Here is a 15500-nt window from a genome sequence, read left to right as displayed (position 1 = left end):
CGCCGGCGCGTCACGCCGGCTGCGTGACCGACCGCTGCCAAGGGCGCGACGAGCACGGGGTCGAACGGTCCACGCCGGCGGCCGACGCACCTCGGCGGTGGCGCGCCCCATCCGGCTGTTGACGGTCCAGGCGCCCTTCGTCTAGGGTCCAACCGCTGACGTTGTGCCTTTGAGCACCTCGACTTGAGCGTTTTCTTGCCTCCCGTCCGCGCGCCTCTGCCGAGGCGATGGCGCGCACCGCCGCCGAAGGAGCACGTTCTGATGACCCGTTCCATTCTGTCCGGCCTGCTCGGCCTGCTCAGCGTCGTCGCTATGGCGAGCCTGCCCTCCGCGTGTGAAAGCGGCGGCGTGGGCGACCCGTGCCTGCCCGAAGACGAGTACGATCCGCAGTTCGCTGGCTTCAAGGTGACGGAAGAGAACATCGAATCGCGGTCCTTCCAGTGCCAGACGCGGATCTGCCTGGTGAACCACTTCCAGGGGCGCGTGAGCTGCCCGCTCGGTCAGGAGGCACCTCCGCCCTGTAACCCCGACCAGCCCGGCACGTGCACGAGCTGCCAGCTGTCGGGAACGTATGCGCCCGACTGCGATGGCGACGCGCAGTGCCTCAGCGGCGATTGCGATGAGGCAGGCGGCTTCTGCCGGTGCAGCGGCGACCAGGACTGCCCCACCAACTGGAGCTGCAGGGGAGGCGTGTGCCAGCTGCACCTCTGCCGCGACAACATCACCGGCTGCCAGGACCCGACCAAGTCCGCAGAGGAGAACGAGGGCAAGGCCTGCTGCGTGCCGGGGACCGAGGATCCCGTCGCGTCGCCCGTGTGCGGCCAGTGCGCCGGCGACTCGGACCGAAACGCGGAGCAGGCGGTGTACTGCTCCTGCCGGTGCGGCGTGGCCGAGGGAGAGGCGGAGGACCCGAACTTCAACTTCTGCGAGTGCCCGCAGGGCTTCACCTGCTCGGAGATCCGTCCGAACGTCGGCCTCGGCGACCCGAACATCACCGGCAAGTACTGCATCAAGCAGGGCTCGGAGTTCACGGGCGAGCAGGCCTGCGGCAAGGTGCAGGGCCGCTACAACTCGGAACAGTGCGAAGGCAACCCGTAGGAATCGGGTGACGGGCCGCCGCGCCTCGCGCAGCCCTCGACGAGCGCCGGCCGAACAGGCCGGCAGCTCCGTACCTTCCAGCGACGACTCAACCTCACTTGAAGGCCTGCGCGCCAGGCGCGCGGCGCGCGCCGAGCCTCCGCCGACCCTCGGGATCGGCGAGGGCGACGGCGCCGCGGCCCGCGGCGGCGCGCATGGCGCTCTGTCAACGACGGCGGCGGCGGCGGGCCGCCCAGCGACGGCGGCAGCGGCGGGGCACGCGCGGAGGGCGCTCGGGGCGCGCGCGGAGGCGGCCGTGGTCGCCCATCTCGCGGCGCAGGGGATCGAGGTCATCGCGCGCAACGCGCGCGTCGGGCGGCTGGAGATCGACGTGATCGCGCGAGACGGCCCGGTGATCGCGATCATCGAGGTGCGCACGCGCGGCGCTGGCTCGTACGTTCGCGCCCTCGACAGCATCGACGCGAGCAAGCGCGCCCGCGTGCGGCGGGCGGGAGAGCAGCTCTGGCGCGCCCGCTTCTCGCGCGTGCGCGGCGTGGAGCGGATGCGCTTCGACGCCGCGTCGGTGACGTTTCTGCCGACCGGCGAGGTCGAGATCGAGATCGTGAAGGCCGCGTTCTAGCGCCAGCGCCTGGGGGCGAGCCGCGCGGCGAGGAGCGGCGCGTTCGCTCTGAACCTTCGGGTTGATCTCGGATCGGCTGCGAGCTGCTGCGACGGCAGCTCGACCGGGCGCGCAGCCGCCGGGGCCGCGCGCGGGCAGGTCATACGTCGAGCTGCTCTTGCATCTCGCTCCGGAGGCGCTTGAGCTGCGCGAGGCCCTCGGGATCGATCTCCCGCGAGCCGCTCTGGGCGCGCGCGTCCGACTCGAGCTTCTCGAGGACCGCATCCATCTTGGCGATCTTCGACTGCTGGCGCGCCCTCAGGTCCTCGACCATCTTCTCGAACGCCTCGAAGAAGTGCTGGAGCTCGTCGCCCTTCCGCAGCCGCTCGCGCACGACCAGCTTGCCCTCGCCGACCTGGCGGAGCAGCCGCTTCATCTTGAAGATCGGGCCGGCGATCTTGTGCGTGAAGACGATGCCCGCGACGCCGACGCCGAGGACGAGCAACGACAGGAGCGCGACGATCAGGCGGAGCAGCATCTGCTGGTTGTGCGCGACGTCGGCGGCCTGCCGCCCGAGCGCCTCGGCGCGCTGCTGGAACGTCGCCGCGTCGCGCTCGAGCCGCGCCTGCTCGTCCTTGAGCTTGCTCTCGTCGCGCTGCGCCGCCTCGCCGAACGTCTTCGCGAGCTCGGGGTCGTCCTTGTACTCCTTCGCGATGTTCATCGCGACGACCTCGCTGACGCGCCGGCTCTGGACGAGCACCTCCTGGCCGCGCTTGACGGTCTCCTGACCCTGCCGGACCGTCTCTTGCCCCTGCTGCACGGCGCTGCGGCTCTGCTCGATGATCTTCGAGCTGGCGTTCCAGAGGAGGATCCCGAGCGCCACCGAGAGCACGAGGCTGATCCCCACGAGGAACCCCGTGTATTTCAGCTGGAATTTCTGATCGATCAGGTAGTTCCGCGCGCTCCGCTGGTAGCGCGCTCTGACCTCCGGCGCGGAGGTCTGCGGGGCCGTGCTGGAAGCGTCGCTCATGGGATCCTCGAAGCTGGCTGGAGATGACAAGGGTCGTGGCGCACTGGGAAAGCCAATGTCGAGCAGCGATGGTGCGTCACAGCGACGCGACGACCTTGTGGAAGGTATCGACCGCGTTCTCGACGCACATCTTCATCAGGATGTTCTCGCTCTGGACGTCTTTCTTCGGGGTGCCGCTCTGCGTGAGCTTGGGCGCGAACTCACCCTGGAGCGACTTGGACGGATAGGTCCACATGCTGACGCGGACCACCTGGGTGAGGTTGCCGCCCTGGTACAAGGCCGGCTCGACCGTGGCGAGGAGGTAGAAGCCCTTCAGCTTCTTGCCGCCCACAATCTTCTTGCCTTGAGCCGCCGTCTCGCCCTTGGGGGCGACCGCGTAGCCGGCCTTCGAGAGGATCTTCGACTGGATCGCGGAGCGGACGATGGCGTCGATCTCTGCCTCGGGGCGGCCCGTCTTGTTCGTGACCTCGATCGCCACGTAGTACTTCGTGTCCGCGCCCGGCGGAGGCGGCGTCGCCGCGCCGCCCGCGCCGCTCGCGCCGCCCGCCGAGAGCGTCGCGATCGACTTCTGCATCTGCGACTTGACCGCCGGCGTCTGCTCGCGGGCCTCGGCCCGCTCCAGGCACGCGAGCCCCGCGGGCTTGCCGAGCCTGCCGAGCGCCGCGGCCGCCGCGACCTTGACGGACGCGTTGCTGTCCGTGAGCGCGTCGCAGAGCGGCTTCGTCGCGGCGTCGTCTCCCGACGCGCCGAGCGCGAGCGCCGCCTGCGTGCGGACGCGGTAGTCCTCGTTCGTCTTGAGCTGCTCGGCGAAGTAGCTCGTGCGCTGATCCGCGTAGAGCCTCATGGGCATCAGCGAGAGTACGAGCGTCACAACCAGCGACACGAGCACAGGAGAGGGCCGGCGCATTCCACTTCCGACGATACACGAGGGGCCCGCCGCCGGGGCGATCGGATGATCGGATCCAGACCCAAAATCTGGTGCGCACACGCTCGCACTTTTGCCTTGCATTCGCTCGCTCCTCGCTGCCGCCGGACTGAACGGTTTGACGCGCCCTGCCCGCGGCGCTTCAAGGCCTGAAGCATGTTGGGCCCGGCGCGAACACGACATCATCATCCACTTATCGACGCGACGTCGACGTCGACCTCGACGCCACGCCCACGCTCTCGAGTGCACGTCCGCTCACGTCCGCTTACGTCCGCGCTCGCCCTCACCGGCCGCGCGGCCAGGCGAGCGCGAGCGCAGCGCCGCGGCTGCGCTGCTTCCCCTTGCCCGGGCTCCGCCCGCGTGACGAATAATGCGCGATCATGACGAGAGGCTCGCCAGAGGGTTTCGCGGGGTGCGCGGCGTGATGCGGCGCTGGCCGGGGGCGATCCTCGCGACGACCGCGCTCGCCACGGCGCTGTCCGCGCACGCGCAGACGCGAGGTGCGCCGCTCCGCATCCATGTGCGGGGGAGCGCGCAGATCGACGCCGTCGCGTGGACCGAGCCCGACGGGTTCGTCGTGCGCGGCAGCGTCGTCGACGACGCGCGGAGCGCCGTCGCGGAGGCGCCCCTCGCCATCGAGGGGATCACGCGCAGCGGCGCGCCCGTGGACCTGCCGCCGGCGGAGGCGTGCGCCGCCGACGGCGCGGACCGCGTCCGCGAGCACCGCGCGTCCCAGGGCGGGTACGTGATCGCGACGGACGAGCGGGGCGGGTTCTGCCTCCGGGGCCGCGCGCCCCTCGCCGACGCGACGCTGCGCATCCGCTTCGCGGGGGGGAAGCTCTACGAGCCGGTCGAGGTGAAGATCCCGATCGAGACGCACGCCGCGCCGCTCGCGCCGGTGACGCTCCGGTTCGATCCGCCGGTGGACGCGGTCGACCTGGATCGACCGACCGTCAACGTCACCGTCGCGCTCCGGATCGATCGCAGCGGCGCGCTCCTGGGCAGCGCACCGTTCGAGCGCGAGCGGCTCACGGTCGCGCTCGAGGACGAGCGCGGCGCGAAGCTCGCGGAGGCGCTGACGGGCGGCGACGGACGCGCGCGGTTCGAGCTCGCGACGGAGGGCCTCGACGGCGCCGGGCAGGGCGTGCTGCGCGCGCGCTTCGACGGGAACGACCAGCTCGCGAAGGCGAGCGTCAGCGAGGGTGTCGTGCGGTACGCGCAGGTGACGCTCGCGCTCCCCCACCCCGTCGAGCCGGCGCGCGCGGAGGACGGCGTGCCGATCGACGTCGACGTGCGTTCGAGCCGCGGCCCGGTCGAGGGCGGCGTGGTCGAGGCGCTGCGCGCGGGCGAGCCCGTCGGGGCCGCCCCCGTGAGCTCCGGCAAGGCGCGCGTCATCGCCGCGTTCACGGCGGAGCGCGAGGGGACCGTGCCGATCACGCTCCGCTACGTGCCCGCCGCGCCGTGGTGGATCCCCGGCGCGGAGCTCGCGATCGACGTTCCCGTCGCGGGCCCCGGGGTGTGGCGGCAGATCGCGCTCGGCGCGGCCGTCCTCGCGATCGCGGGCTGGGTGCTCGGCGGCTGGCGTCGGGCCCCGAAGCGCGCCGTGGAGCGCGCGAGCGACGAGAAGCCGGCCGCGCCGCCCGGGCGCGCGGGCGTGCGGATCATGGGGCCGCTCGAGGACGCGACGGGCTGGCGCGGCGCGGTCTCCGACGCGCACGACGGCACGCCGATCGCGCAGGCGGAGCTCACGATCGTCGTGCCCGCGTTCGAGGGCAGCGGCGTCGTCGCGCGCGCGCTGACCGACGACGTCGGCGAGTTCGCGATCGACGCGCCGTACCGGAGCGACGCGAAGCTCGTGGTCCGCGCGCCGACGCACAGCAGCTACGAGCAGGCGCTCCCGGCGCCGAGCAAGCTGGGGATCGCGCTGGTCACGCGCCGCCGCGCCGTGCTCGATCGCCTCGTCCGCTGGGCGCGGCGGCAGGGCGCCCCGTTCGAGGGCCCGCCGGAGCCGACGCCCGGGCATGTGCGCCGCGCGGCGAGCAGGGCCCAGCAGCACGAGGTGGAGCTCTGGGCGAGCCGCATCGAGCACGCCGCCTTCGGGCCCGATCCCGTCGACGAGCGGGTGGAGCAGGACCTCGGCGCGTCGGAGCCGAAGCCGGGCATCTCACAGCTCGCCCCCTGAGCGGGGCGGCCGCCCCGCCGCGCCGGCCTGCAGTTTCGATGGCCGGATCGGGCGCCCGCGCGAGCGCACGTTGACGTATGGGGTACGTCCCATATAGTCGGCTCCCTCGCCGGAGAACGCCAACGTGGAAATCGCCCTAATTATCGTCGGCCTCGTCGTGGTGGCGGCGATCGTCTACTTCGTCACGAAGAAGGCGCCGCCACCCGAGATCGAAGCGCGCCCCGAACCGAAGAAGCTCCCGGAGAAGGGGAAGCAGCCCACCGACAAGCCGGCCGACAAGCCGACCGATAAGCCGGCAGACAAGCCGCGCGCCCCGAAGAAGCCTCTGGCGGAGGAAGAGCCTCCGGCGAAGGCGAAGCAGCCCGCGCCGCGGGAGGAGCCGCCCGTGGAGGCGCCCTTCCCCGTCGAGGTGCCCGTCGTGCCGCCCGCCGCCGAGACGGCGGCGCCCGTGGTCGAGGAAGCTCCCCCCGCGCCCGTGGTCGAGCCGCCGGTTGTAAAGGCGCCCGCGAGGCCCGCGCGCGAGACGACGCCCCCGGGCGCGCGCAAGCGCGACATCGAGGGCCTCCGCAGGGGCCTCACGAAGGTGCGCGAGAGCGAGGGGTTCTTCGGCCGGCTCAAGGCCCTGTTCGCCGGCAAGAAGGAGATCGATCCCAACGTCGTCGAGCAGATCGAGGAAGTGCTGCTCACCTCCGACGTCGGCGTGAAGACGACAGAGCTGCTCCTCGACGAGATCCGCTCGGCGCTCAGCAGGAACGAGCTCGCCGACACGGACAAGGTCTGGGACGCGCTGCGCGAGCACGCGAAGCGGATCCTGCGCGTCGGCGCCGGCGGCGGGCTCTCTCTGAAGACGCAGCCGACCGTGGTGATGGTGGTCGGCGTGAACGGCGTGGGCAAGACGACCACGATCGGCAAGCTCGCGACGCAGCTCAAGGCGGAGGGCAAGACGGTGGTGCTCGCCGCGGGCGACACGTTCCGCGCGGCGGCGGTGCAGCAGCTCAACGTCTGGGGCAAGCGCGTCGGCTGCGAGGTCGTGCGCGGCAAGGACGGAGCGAACCCTGGCGCGGTGATCTTCGACGCGATCCAGAAGGCGAAGGACACCGGCGCCGACGTGGTGCTCGCCGACACCGCGGGCCGGCTGCACACGAAGACGAACCTCATGGAGGAGCTGGCCCGGGTCGCGCGCACCATGAACAAGGCGCTCGAGGGCGCGCCCCACGAGACGCTGCTGGTGCTCGACGCCACGAACGGACAGAACGCCATGCAGCAGGCCGCGCTCTTCAAGGAGGCGCTGCCGATCACCGGCATCGTGCTGACGAAGCTCGACGGCACCGCCAAGGGCGGCGTCATCCTCGGCATCTGCGCCGAGCACGGGCTGCCGGTCCGCTACGTCGGAATCGGCGAGCGCGCCGAGGACCTCCGCGAGTTCGAGCCCGACGAGTTCGTCGAGGCGATGCTCGGCCGCGCCAGCGGCTCCGAGGACGCGGCTGCCTGACGCGCGCGCGTCAGGCAGCCCGCGCGCTGCCCGGCGACGAGCGATCTCGACCTCACCTCCCAATCACTTTCCTCGACATCGGTCAAAGAAACGGGCGATGATCCGGGCCCGCGGACCATCGCGCTCGCGCCGCTGAACCGTCAGGAGCCGCCACCATCATGCCCCCCCAGAGCACGCACACCGGCAGATCCGGGCACGCGGTGATTCTGCAGTCCATCGGCCGTCGCGCGAGTCCGCCAGGTGCGCGGTCTGGCGGCTCGCCCGGTCGTCCATGGCAAAAGGATTTGGTTGTTGATCCTTTGATTTTCGGCGTGATATAGTCCGTCGGGCTTGGCGGTTGACCGAATTAATCAATCATTTCGAGTAGTTAGGAAGCTGTTCTACCTGGGCGTTCGAGATCGATCGCTCGCATCGCACGGACTTCGGAAGGGATGGCGATGAACCAGGCTCGCGTGGGGCTTCTCGTTGCGGCTGCGCTGGTCGCGGTGCCGCTCACGGCGTCGGCTCAGCCAAAGGAGCAACCCAAGGAAATTAACCTCGACGAGCCAGAGACTCCTGCCGAGGGCACGGAGCCGGCGGAGGCCCCAGAGGCTCCAGCCGAGGGCGGCGGCGACGAGGCGGGGCTTGGGGACATCTGTAAGATCGACCCTTCGGCTTGTCCTACGATCGACTTGAACAAGGAAGCGGCGAAGGATCTCAACCCAGAGACCTACGCGGTGCAGCAGATCTACGCGCTGCGCTATCACCGCTTCGAGGTGAACCCGTACTTCGGGCTGACCATGAACGACCAGTTCGTCGGTCACAACGGCCCCGGGCTCGCGATCAACTGGTACCTCACCAACGTCCTCGCGATCGGGGTCAACGGCAACTGGTATGCCGGCCTCAACACGCCGTCGGACTTCAACTTCCAGACGAGCAGGGCGGCGCGTATCGGCGAGCCGATCACCGAGTATCAGTGGAACGCGAATGCGAACTTCACGTACGTCCCCGCGTACGGCAAGTTCGCAGGGTTCAGCGACTTCATCTTCCACTACGACTTCTACGTGCTCGGCGGTGTCGGCGCGATCTCGACGCGGCCCATCGCCGTCGTCGATCCGGACAACCGCTCCTTCGACTGGAAGCCGAAGCTCTCCTTCCACGTCGGCGGCGGCCTCCGCATCTTCTTCAACCGCTGGTTCGCGGCGATGGCCGAGGTCAGCGACTACATCTTCTTCGACGAGCTCGAGAACCCCAGCGTCAACAAGGACAGACCGCAGGACAAGGGCACGTGGCTCGCCGAGGGGAACAGCTTCACCAACAACGTGCAGGCGCAGGTCGGATTCTCGGTCTTCCTGCCGTTCTCCTGGGAATACCGGCTGCCGAAGTGAGGCCTTTGGACGTGGGGACGCGCGGACGCCTAGCGCGAGACATGGGATGATTCAGCCAAAGACGGGGACAGGCATGATGCGTCGATTCGTCCAGAGTCTCTGCACCATGGTGGCAGGGCTTACCGGCTGTGCACTTCTGATGACGGCTGCGCCCGCTGAGGCGCAGGAGATTCAGCTTACGGGCCCTCTGGCCGGCGCGCCCGCCGTGCGGAAGCTCCGGCTCCACCGCGACGGGCGGTTCGAGGTCGCTCCTGGCGCATCGTTCACGCTGCTGGACGAGTACCGGCGGACGATCATGCCGGGGATGCGCCTCACCTACCACCTCACGGACTGGTTAGGCATCGGCGCCTGGGGCGGCTACGGGTTCCAGTACAACACCGGGCTGACGGACGAGCTCCAGCGCGTGGCGATCGACGCGCGCGACTGCTCGAACCGGTCGTTCACCAAGGAGTGCCAGCTGACCAGGGTCAACCTGACGCGGGGCAAGCTCACGGAGGATCAGCTCGCCCAGATCCAGTGGGTCGCGGCCCCCCAGCTCACGTTCGTGCCCTTCCGCGGCAAGCTGGCGCTGTTCGCCGAGCTCTTCGTGGACACCGACGTGAACTTCTTCGCGGGGTATGCGGCCGTCGGGGTCAAGGAGCGCAAGGTGTGCACCACGAACTGCGCGAACACCTTCGGGCTCGATAGCCGCGTGGCCTTCGCGCCGACGTTCGGCCTCGGCCTGAACTTCTACCCGTCGGACTTCCTCGGCTTCGGCGCGGAGTGGCGCGCCCTGCCGTTCGCGTGGAATACTTCCGGCTTCGACAACCACGGTCTCGGCACGGATGAGGCGTTCCCCGACAACAAGGTGGACGACAAGGATCGCGAGTTCCACTTCACCAGCATGGTCACCGTGAGCTTGAGCGTTCAATTCCCCACCGCCATCAAGACGACGGAGTAGACGGCTGCGCCGGCTCGGTGCGACCGAGCCGGCTCGTCCGGGGCGACCCGGGCGAGGCGCGCCACGTGCCGGGGGCTCGACCCCCGCCGTGGACAGCGGCGGCGATCGCCGGTCGGCTCGGACCGCGGCGGCGGGACAGCCACCAGAGGTCAGCGTTGGGCATTTTCGATTTTCTCCGCAAAAGCAATCCCCCCTCCGGAAGCGCCTCCTCCGACAAGAAGGTGGCCGGTCTGGCGAAGGTCGTCGCAGACAAGCGGGCGCAGACGTACGACCGCCTCGACGCCATCCAGTCGCTCGCCGCGATGAAGAGCGCCGACGCCGCGGCGGCGCTCCTCCGGCGCTTCACGTTCTCGATCGACCCCTCGATCACCGATCAGGAAGAGAAAGATCTGGCGTTCCGGGGGGTCGTGGACGCCGGCAGGGACGCGGTGCCGGCCGTGGTCGAGTTCTGCCTCAAGGCCGAGGCGCTCACCTGGCCGCTCAAGATCCTGCGCGAGCTGCTCGACGAGGCCGACTACCGCACCGAGCTCGTCCGCCTGCTCGACCGGTTCGACACGGAGTACGCGCGCAACACCGAGCCGAAGCAGCAGGTCATCGTCGCGCTGGGCGACATCAAGGGCGACGATGTCCGGATCGCGGTGGAGCGGTTCCTCGAGGACGTCAACGAGACGGTCCGGTTCCACGCCGTGCAGACCATCTTTTCCCAGGGCGATGAGGTGAGCACGCCAGCGCTGGTCAAGATGCTCGCCACCGAGGAGTCGGTCCGGGTGAAGAACAAGGTGGCCGAGGGGCTGATGGGCCGGGGCTGGACGGTGCCGGCCGATCTGCGGAGCGGCGCGAACCAGGCGCTCCAGGACTCGAACGGCTTCAGCGTCGGCCCGGACGGCAAGCTCCGGAAGGGCGCTGGATACGGCTGAGAGCGCGCTTTTGCGACAGAGCTGCTCGTCCTGCGATCGGGTTGACAGCATCGCCGGGCGTGGACGAAACTCCTCGCCATGCTTGTCCAGCCCTCCGCGGCTGCTGTGAGCGAAGGCCGCCCAGACCGGCCCGCACAAGAGGAAAGCGAGCGCAGATTCCGTGACTGAGCACCGCTCGTCGATGGCGGAGCTCCCGTCACGACGCCGTGAGCTGCGCTCCTGCTCCGGCAGGACGCGGCCAGGAACGCCCCAACGAAGAGCGCGGAGCGTCTCGCTTTCACGCGCGCTTGCGGCCGCCTGCCTGTTGCCCTGCGCGCTCGCCCCGCGCGGGGCAGCCGCGGCCGACTTCGAGGTCGAGTCGACCACCGGCTTCCAGGCTTACGAGGTCGCGAGCCCCTGGGGGAACACGAACATCGAGCGACGCCGTCTCCTGCAGACGCTGGGGCTCGCCGTCTACAACCTCCAGGGCGACTCGGCCCCAGGCGAGGCCGACTACTCGGCGACCCTGCGGCTCCGGCTCGACGCGGACTTCGGGTTGAACGGTCACCTCGAGGGCGCGCAGCAGGGCGGCGAGACCGACTACAGCGTCGCGGGCGGCTCCAGGTTCATCCCGGGGCTCCACGAGGCGCCGCTCGACCTGATGTACGCGTATGTCGAGGGCCGGAACGTCGCCAGCGGCTGGCTCGGCTTCCGGGTGGGCCGACAGTACGTGAGCGACGTGCTCGGTTGGTGGTCGTTCGACGGCGCGCTCGTCCGGCTGACGACCCCCTATTACGTCCAGCTCGAGGCGTACGGCGGGCTCGAGCAGCGCGGCGGCCTGCCGCTCTCGACGTCGCGCTACGAGCGGCAGGGGGTCTGGCGGGGCAGCCGCCGCGGCTTCGGCAGCGACCGGACGCAGCCCGACAGCCCCGCCGACTTCCCGTCGTACCAGGAGGCCGCTCTGGCCCCGGCGTTCGGCGTCGCGCTGGAGAGCGCCGGTCCGAGCTTCCTCCACGGCCGGCTGACCTACCGGCGCGTCTACAACCTCGGGAGCTCGATCACCCAGCAGTTTCCGGATCAGGACGGAGGCGTCCGGACGACCGACGGGTCGCGCATCTCGCAGGAGCGGCTCGGGTACGCCGCCGACGTCAACAAGGCGGATCTCGGCGGGATCAAGGGCGGCGTGACGTACGACCTCTACAACCAGCTCGTCGGCTCGTTCTACGGCGGCCTGGAGGTGTACGCGGGCAGCCGCGTCACGCTGGGCGCGGACATCGACTACTTCGTTCCCACGTTCGACGCCGACTCGATCTGGAACTGGTTCACCCACGCTCCGATCACCACGATCACGGGCCGCGTGGCGGTCGACATCACCCGGGAGGTGGATCTCGCGGCCTGGGGCGGCACGCGGATGTGGACCGCCGAGGGGAACCCGGAGGAGTTCGGCGCCGATCAGTGCGAGACCGCAGACCTCCAGCGCGATTGCCTGGGGACGACCGTGCTCGATCCGTCGAGCGACAGCGATCTCAAGGACTTCGCGCGCGACGAGGCGAACCGCGCCGCGACGATCACGACCGACGTGCTCGCGAACCTCGCGGGGCGTTACCGCACGCGCACGTCGACGGTCGAGCTCCGCGGGATGCTGCAGACCGGGGAGCGCGGGCGCCGGACCGGCGGCGATCTGTCGGGGGAGAAGCGGCTGCACGGGCAGCGCTACGCGCTCGGAGCGCGGGTGTCGCTGTACAACTGGGAGGATCCTCTGAGACCTGACCGCGGCGCGACGTCGTTCGGGTATGTCCTCGGGGCCGGGTACCGCCCGGGCGAGGTCGCGGATTTCAAGCTCGAGTGGGAGCACGACATGAACCGGCTGGTAGGCCAGCGCTTCCGGGTCGTCGGCCTCGTGAACCTGCGGGTGGCGCCGTGAGCGAGGATCGTATGGACGCAGCACAGGAAAGCCGGCGCGGCGCGCGGCGGGACGAGGCGCGGTTCGTGCCGGGGTGGGTCGCGATCGTCGCGTGCCTGGGCGCGCTGGCGCTCGCGATCGTGGGCCCCGAGGCGTCCGCGCAGCCGAAGTCGCCAGCGGCGGCCGAGGGCGACAGCGCGGCAACGGCGGACGACGCCGAGGAGGGCGACGCCGAGGAGGGCGACGCCGAGGCTGGCGAGGGCGAGGCGGGCGCGAAGCCGCCGCGCGGCGGGTACACGTCGGGCCTCCACCCGATGCCCGGCGACGCCGAGGTGCCGCTCGCGTGGATGCCGCCAGGGACGAGCGCGACGCCGGTCCCGAGCGACGAGATCTACCCGCCGCAGACGCTGACGATCCGCTTCAACCACAAGAAGCACGTCAAGGGGCTCAAGCAGACGTGCAAGTCGTGCCACGCGGCGGCCTACGCGAGCAACGCGGTGTCGGACCGGCTGCTGCCGAGGCCCGGCGAGACCTGCGACAACTGCCACGACGTCGATCACTCCGACCTCACCCAGGTGAAGGCGGGGACGAACGAGAACGGGCAGTGCGTCTACTGCCACATCGGGGAGAACGCGGGCAGCGGCGGAAAGGTGGCGCCGCTCGTCCTGCCGCACGCGAACCTCCGCTTCCCGCACCAGAAGCACGTGGGCCGGAACATCAAGTGCAGCCAGTGCCATGGCCGGGTCGATCGGCTCGAGCTCGCCACGCGCGAGCAGTTGCCGCGCATGGCGGGCTGCTTCACGTGCCACAACATGAGCGGCGCGGCCCAGGGCGACGCGAAGAGCGACTGCGACGTCTGCCACCTGACGCGCCCCGACGGGCGGCTCGTGACGACGTTCGCCACGGGCGATCTGCTGCCTCCCCGGTGGCTGCACAACGCGGGGCACACCCCCGACTGGCTCGAGCGTCACAAGCAGATCGCCGCGAACGACAGTGCCTTCTGCGGGACGTGCCACAGCGCGAACTACTGCACCGACTGCCATGACGGGAAGGTCCGTCCACGCGACGTGCACCCGAACGACTTCCTCTCGATGCACGCGCAGGCGGCCCGACAGGACAATCCGCGCTGCGTGAGCTGCCATCAGGAGCAGACGTTCTGTGCAGACTGCCACCGGCGGACGGGCGTGGCGCGCGACGCGCCGAGCGCCACGCGACCCGCAGGGCGCCGCTTCCACCCGCCGCCGGCGGAGTGGACCACCGCGCCGCGGAGCGCGAAGCACCACGCCTGGGAAGCAGAGCGAAACCTGAATGCGTGCGTTTCCTGCCACACCGAGCGGGACTGCGCGACTTGCCACGCGACCCGGGGGATGTCAGGCGGGCAGGGGCTGAACCCGCATCCGCTCGGGTTCGAGAGCAAGTGCAAGACGGCGTTCTCCCGGAACCCGCGCCCCTGCCTCGTGTGCCATCAGTCGAGCGACACGTTCCTGCAGCGTTGCCAATGAAAAGTCAAAATCGGTCAGTATATTCCTTGCCCTGGCCTTCCGGCGACGGGTATAGCGAGGTGCGCGCGGCTTCCCTAACGATCGCCGCGAACGCCAAGGAGAACGGGCGTGAAGGAGCTGATCAAGTACCTGATCGACAACCTCTATCTCGATTTCCAGGGGGAAATCACGCTGGAGACAGTGCGGGGCTTCCTCCGCGAGGACGACGGACGGGAGGCACGGCAACTTTTGTCGAAGCTCATCGAGGAGAAAGGGGTCGACGACATGCTGATCACGCTGGCCGACTGTCTCAAGGAGCACATTCAGAGCGGGGTGAACGAGAAGGTCGTGCGCGAGCAGCTCTCGCTCTACGCCGAAAGCTGAGCAGGTCGGCCCGCGCGGCGCGCCTTGCTCCCCTCCCCTTCTGCCTCATCGCAGCCCTCCCGACGGCGGGCTGCGATGTGGGCGAGGCCTCGTACCAGCCGGTCGACGCCCCTCCGGTGAACCTGATCGAGGCGCGGGCCACGACCAGCCTCGACCAGAACTACCAGCCCATCCGAACCGCGCTCGACCCGAGCGGCGCCACCCAGGTGCTGTCGACCGCGAGCATCGTGCTGAAGTTCGACCGCTTCCTGCTGCCCGGCTCCGTGGACGCCGCGGCGGTCGGCCCCGACTTCGTGTGCCTCTCGGGGGACCTGGCCACGCAGGTCAAGACGCAGGCGGACTGCGTCAACCCGATCCCCCTCTCGGCGACGTACAACCCCGTCCAGCGGGAGGTGATCCTCCGCCAGGTCGAGGGCATGCCGGGGCTCGTCCCGGGGCTCCGGTATGCGCTCACGGTCCTCAGGCCGGCGGACGAGTCGGCGCCGTCCGGCGTCCGCGCGTTCGACGGCGCGCCGCTGCGCGACAACGTGCGCATCGAGTTCACCGTCGCGGCGACGAACCCGCCCCAGGCGCTGCCGGAGTTCAGGCTGCCGAGCGGCGACTTCTACTGCCAGCGAGACCTCGAGTGCGTCGCGGCGATGTGCCCGGACGACCCCCTGTGCGGCACCTGCGTGAAGGGCGCGGCGATGCTCCTCTTCACCTGCGTGGGCTGCCACATCCAAGGGAACCAGGCCGCGGGGCTGAACCTGAACGTGGGAGCGCCGCTGTTCAACCAGGTCGAGCCGCTCTACGAGACCGCGATCGGGCACGCCGCGCACCAGACCCAGATGGGCGAGCAGGCGTACGTGGCGGAGCAGACCCCGGAGCGCTTCGGCAGGGCCATGCCGCTCATCGACCCGAACAACCCGGGCAACAGCTACCTGCTCTACAAGATCATCGTCGGAGAGAGCGCGATCGACCCCTCGTTGACCGGCGCGGCGGCCGAGCAGCTCCGCGAGGAGACCGAGCGGCTGCGCGCCGCGTTCGTGATGGGGATGCCGATGCCGCCCCCGGAGTCGGGCCCCGCGTTCAGGTTCTTCCCCGAGCAGCCGGGCGATCCGTCCCTCACGATGTACGTGGATGGGTTCGACATCCTGTCCGCGTGGATCCTCGCCGGCGCCGTGCCGCGCGACTGCTCCACGCCGGCCCCGTGAGGGCGCCGGCG

General features: G+C 70.2%; 13 protein-coding genes. 11 read left to right on the top strand and 2 right to left on the bottom strand.

The features are described 5' to 3' along the window. Positions 1 to 261 precede the first annotated feature (261 nt). Positions 262 to 1098 carry a hypothetical protein gene (locus WME89_RS17335; RefSeq protein WP_438010240.1) on the top strand — a complete coding sequence of 279 codons (837 nt, stop codon included), beginning with the start codon at positions 262 to 264 and terminating at the stop codon, positions 1096 to 1098. Positions 1099 to 1393: 295 nt separating this feature from the next. Then, positions 1394 to 1717, top strand: coding sequence for a YraN family protein (locus WME89_RS17330; protein ID WP_438010239.1), 324 nt, complete (start codon positions 1394 to 1396; stop codon positions 1715 to 1717). Positions 1718 to 1856: 139 nt separating this feature from the next. Here WME89_RS17330 and WME89_RS17325 read toward each other — a convergent pair whose 3' ends face one another. Continuing rightward, positions 1857 to 2726 carry a HAMP domain-containing protein gene (locus WME89_RS17325; protein WP_438010238.1) on the bottom strand — a complete coding sequence of 290 codons (870 nt, stop codon included), beginning with the start codon at positions 2724 to 2726 and terminating at the stop codon, positions 1857 to 1859. A 76-nt stretch (positions 2727 to 2802) separates the two neighbouring features. Further along, positions 2803 to 3570: a HEAT repeat domain-containing protein gene (locus WME89_RS17320; RefSeq protein ID WP_438010237.1), complete on the bottom strand. Its 768-nt coding sequence runs from the start codon at positions 3568 to 3570 to the stop codon at positions 2803 to 2805. Between the two features lie 451 nt (positions 3571 to 4021). Between WME89_RS17320 and WME89_RS17315 the strand changes: the two genes are divergently transcribed. The 9 genes from WME89_RS17315 (at position 4022) to WME89_RS17275 (ending at position 15489) form a co-directional block, all read left to right on the top strand. Beyond that, complete coding sequence (locus WME89_RS17315) at positions 4022 to 5833, top strand: carboxypeptidase regulatory-like domain-containing protein (protein WP_438010236.1); 1812 nt, start codon at positions 4022 to 4024, stop codon at positions 5831 to 5833. A 124-nt stretch (positions 5834 to 5957) separates the two neighbouring features. Further along, on the top strand, positions 5958 to 7325 hold the full coding sequence (gene ftsY, locus WME89_RS17310) for a signal recognition particle-docking protein FtsY (protein ID WP_438010235.1): 1368 nt from the start codon (positions 5958 to 5960) through the stop codon (positions 7323 to 7325). Between the two features lie 671 nt (positions 7326 to 7996). Beyond that, positions 7997 to 8692, top strand: a complete 696-nt coding sequence (locus WME89_RS17305; protein ID WP_438010234.1) for an outer membrane beta-barrel domain-containing protein — start codon at positions 7997 to 7999, stop codon at positions 8690 to 8692. A 205-nt stretch (positions 8693 to 8897) separates the two neighbouring features. Continuing rightward, the gene (locus WME89_RS17300) at positions 8898 to 9632 is read left to right on the top strand and encodes a hypothetical protein (RefSeq protein ID WP_438010233.1); all 735 of its coding nucleotides are present in this window, start codon (positions 8898 to 8900) and stop codon (positions 9630 to 9632) included. A gap of 221 nt (positions 9633 to 9853) precedes the next feature. Then, positions 9854 to 10549: a HEAT repeat domain-containing protein gene (locus WME89_RS17295; RefSeq protein ID WP_438010232.1), complete on the top strand. Its 696-nt coding sequence runs from the start codon at positions 9854 to 9856 to the stop codon at positions 10547 to 10549. 304 nt (positions 10550 to 10853) lie between these two features. After that, positions 10854 to 12452, top strand: coding sequence for a hypothetical protein (locus tag WME89_RS17290; RefSeq protein ID WP_438010231.1), 1599 nt, complete (start codon positions 10854 to 10856; stop codon positions 12450 to 12452). Between the two features lie 11 nt (positions 12453 to 12463). Continuing rightward, on the top strand, positions 12464 to 13933 hold the full coding sequence (locus WME89_RS17285) for a cytochrome c3 family protein (RefSeq protein ID WP_438010230.1): 1470 nt from the start codon (positions 12464 to 12466) through the stop codon (positions 13931 to 13933). Between the two features lie 108 nt (positions 13934 to 14041). Next, complete coding sequence (locus WME89_RS17280; protein WP_020735484.1) at positions 14042 to 14296, top strand: hypothetical protein; 255 nt, start codon at positions 14042 to 14044, stop codon at positions 14294 to 14296. Positions 14297 to 14373: 77 nt separating this feature from the next. Beyond that, positions 14374 to 15489 (top strand): hypothetical protein, encoded by a 1116-nt coding sequence (locus WME89_RS17275; protein ID WP_438010229.1) that lies wholly within the window; start codon positions 14374 to 14376, stop codon positions 15487 to 15489. Positions 15490 to 15500: the final 11 nt, after the last annotated feature.

This window comes from Sorangium sp. So ce321, from assembly GCF_051530195.1.
Lineage (GTDB): Bacteria > Myxococcota_A > Polyangia > Polyangiales > Polyangiaceae > Sorangium.
The sequence above is the reverse complement of the archived record's forward strand: the minus strand, read 5'-3'. Positions and strand labels throughout refer to the sequence as shown.

Coding starts and splice junctions, on each gene's coding strand:
- WME89_RS17335 (WP_438010240.1), top strand. CDS start 262: ATGACCCGTTCCATTCTGTCCGGCCTGCTCGGCCTGCTCAGCGTCGTC.
- WME89_RS17325 (WP_438010238.1), bottom strand. CDS start 2,726: ATGAGCGACGCTTCCAGCACGGCCCCGCAGACCTCCGCGCCGGAGGTC.
- WME89_RS17320 (WP_438010237.1), bottom strand. CDS start 3,570: ATGAGGCTCTACGCGGATCAGCGCACGAGCTACTTCGCCGAGCAGCTC.
- WME89_RS17315 (WP_438010236.1), top strand. CDS start 4,022: ATGCGCGATCATGACGAGAGGCTCGCCAGAGGGTTTCGCGGGGTGCGC.
- WME89_RS17285 (WP_438010230.1), top strand. CDS start 12,464: ATGGACGCAGCACAGGAAAGCCGGCGCGGCGCGCGGCGGGACGAGGCG.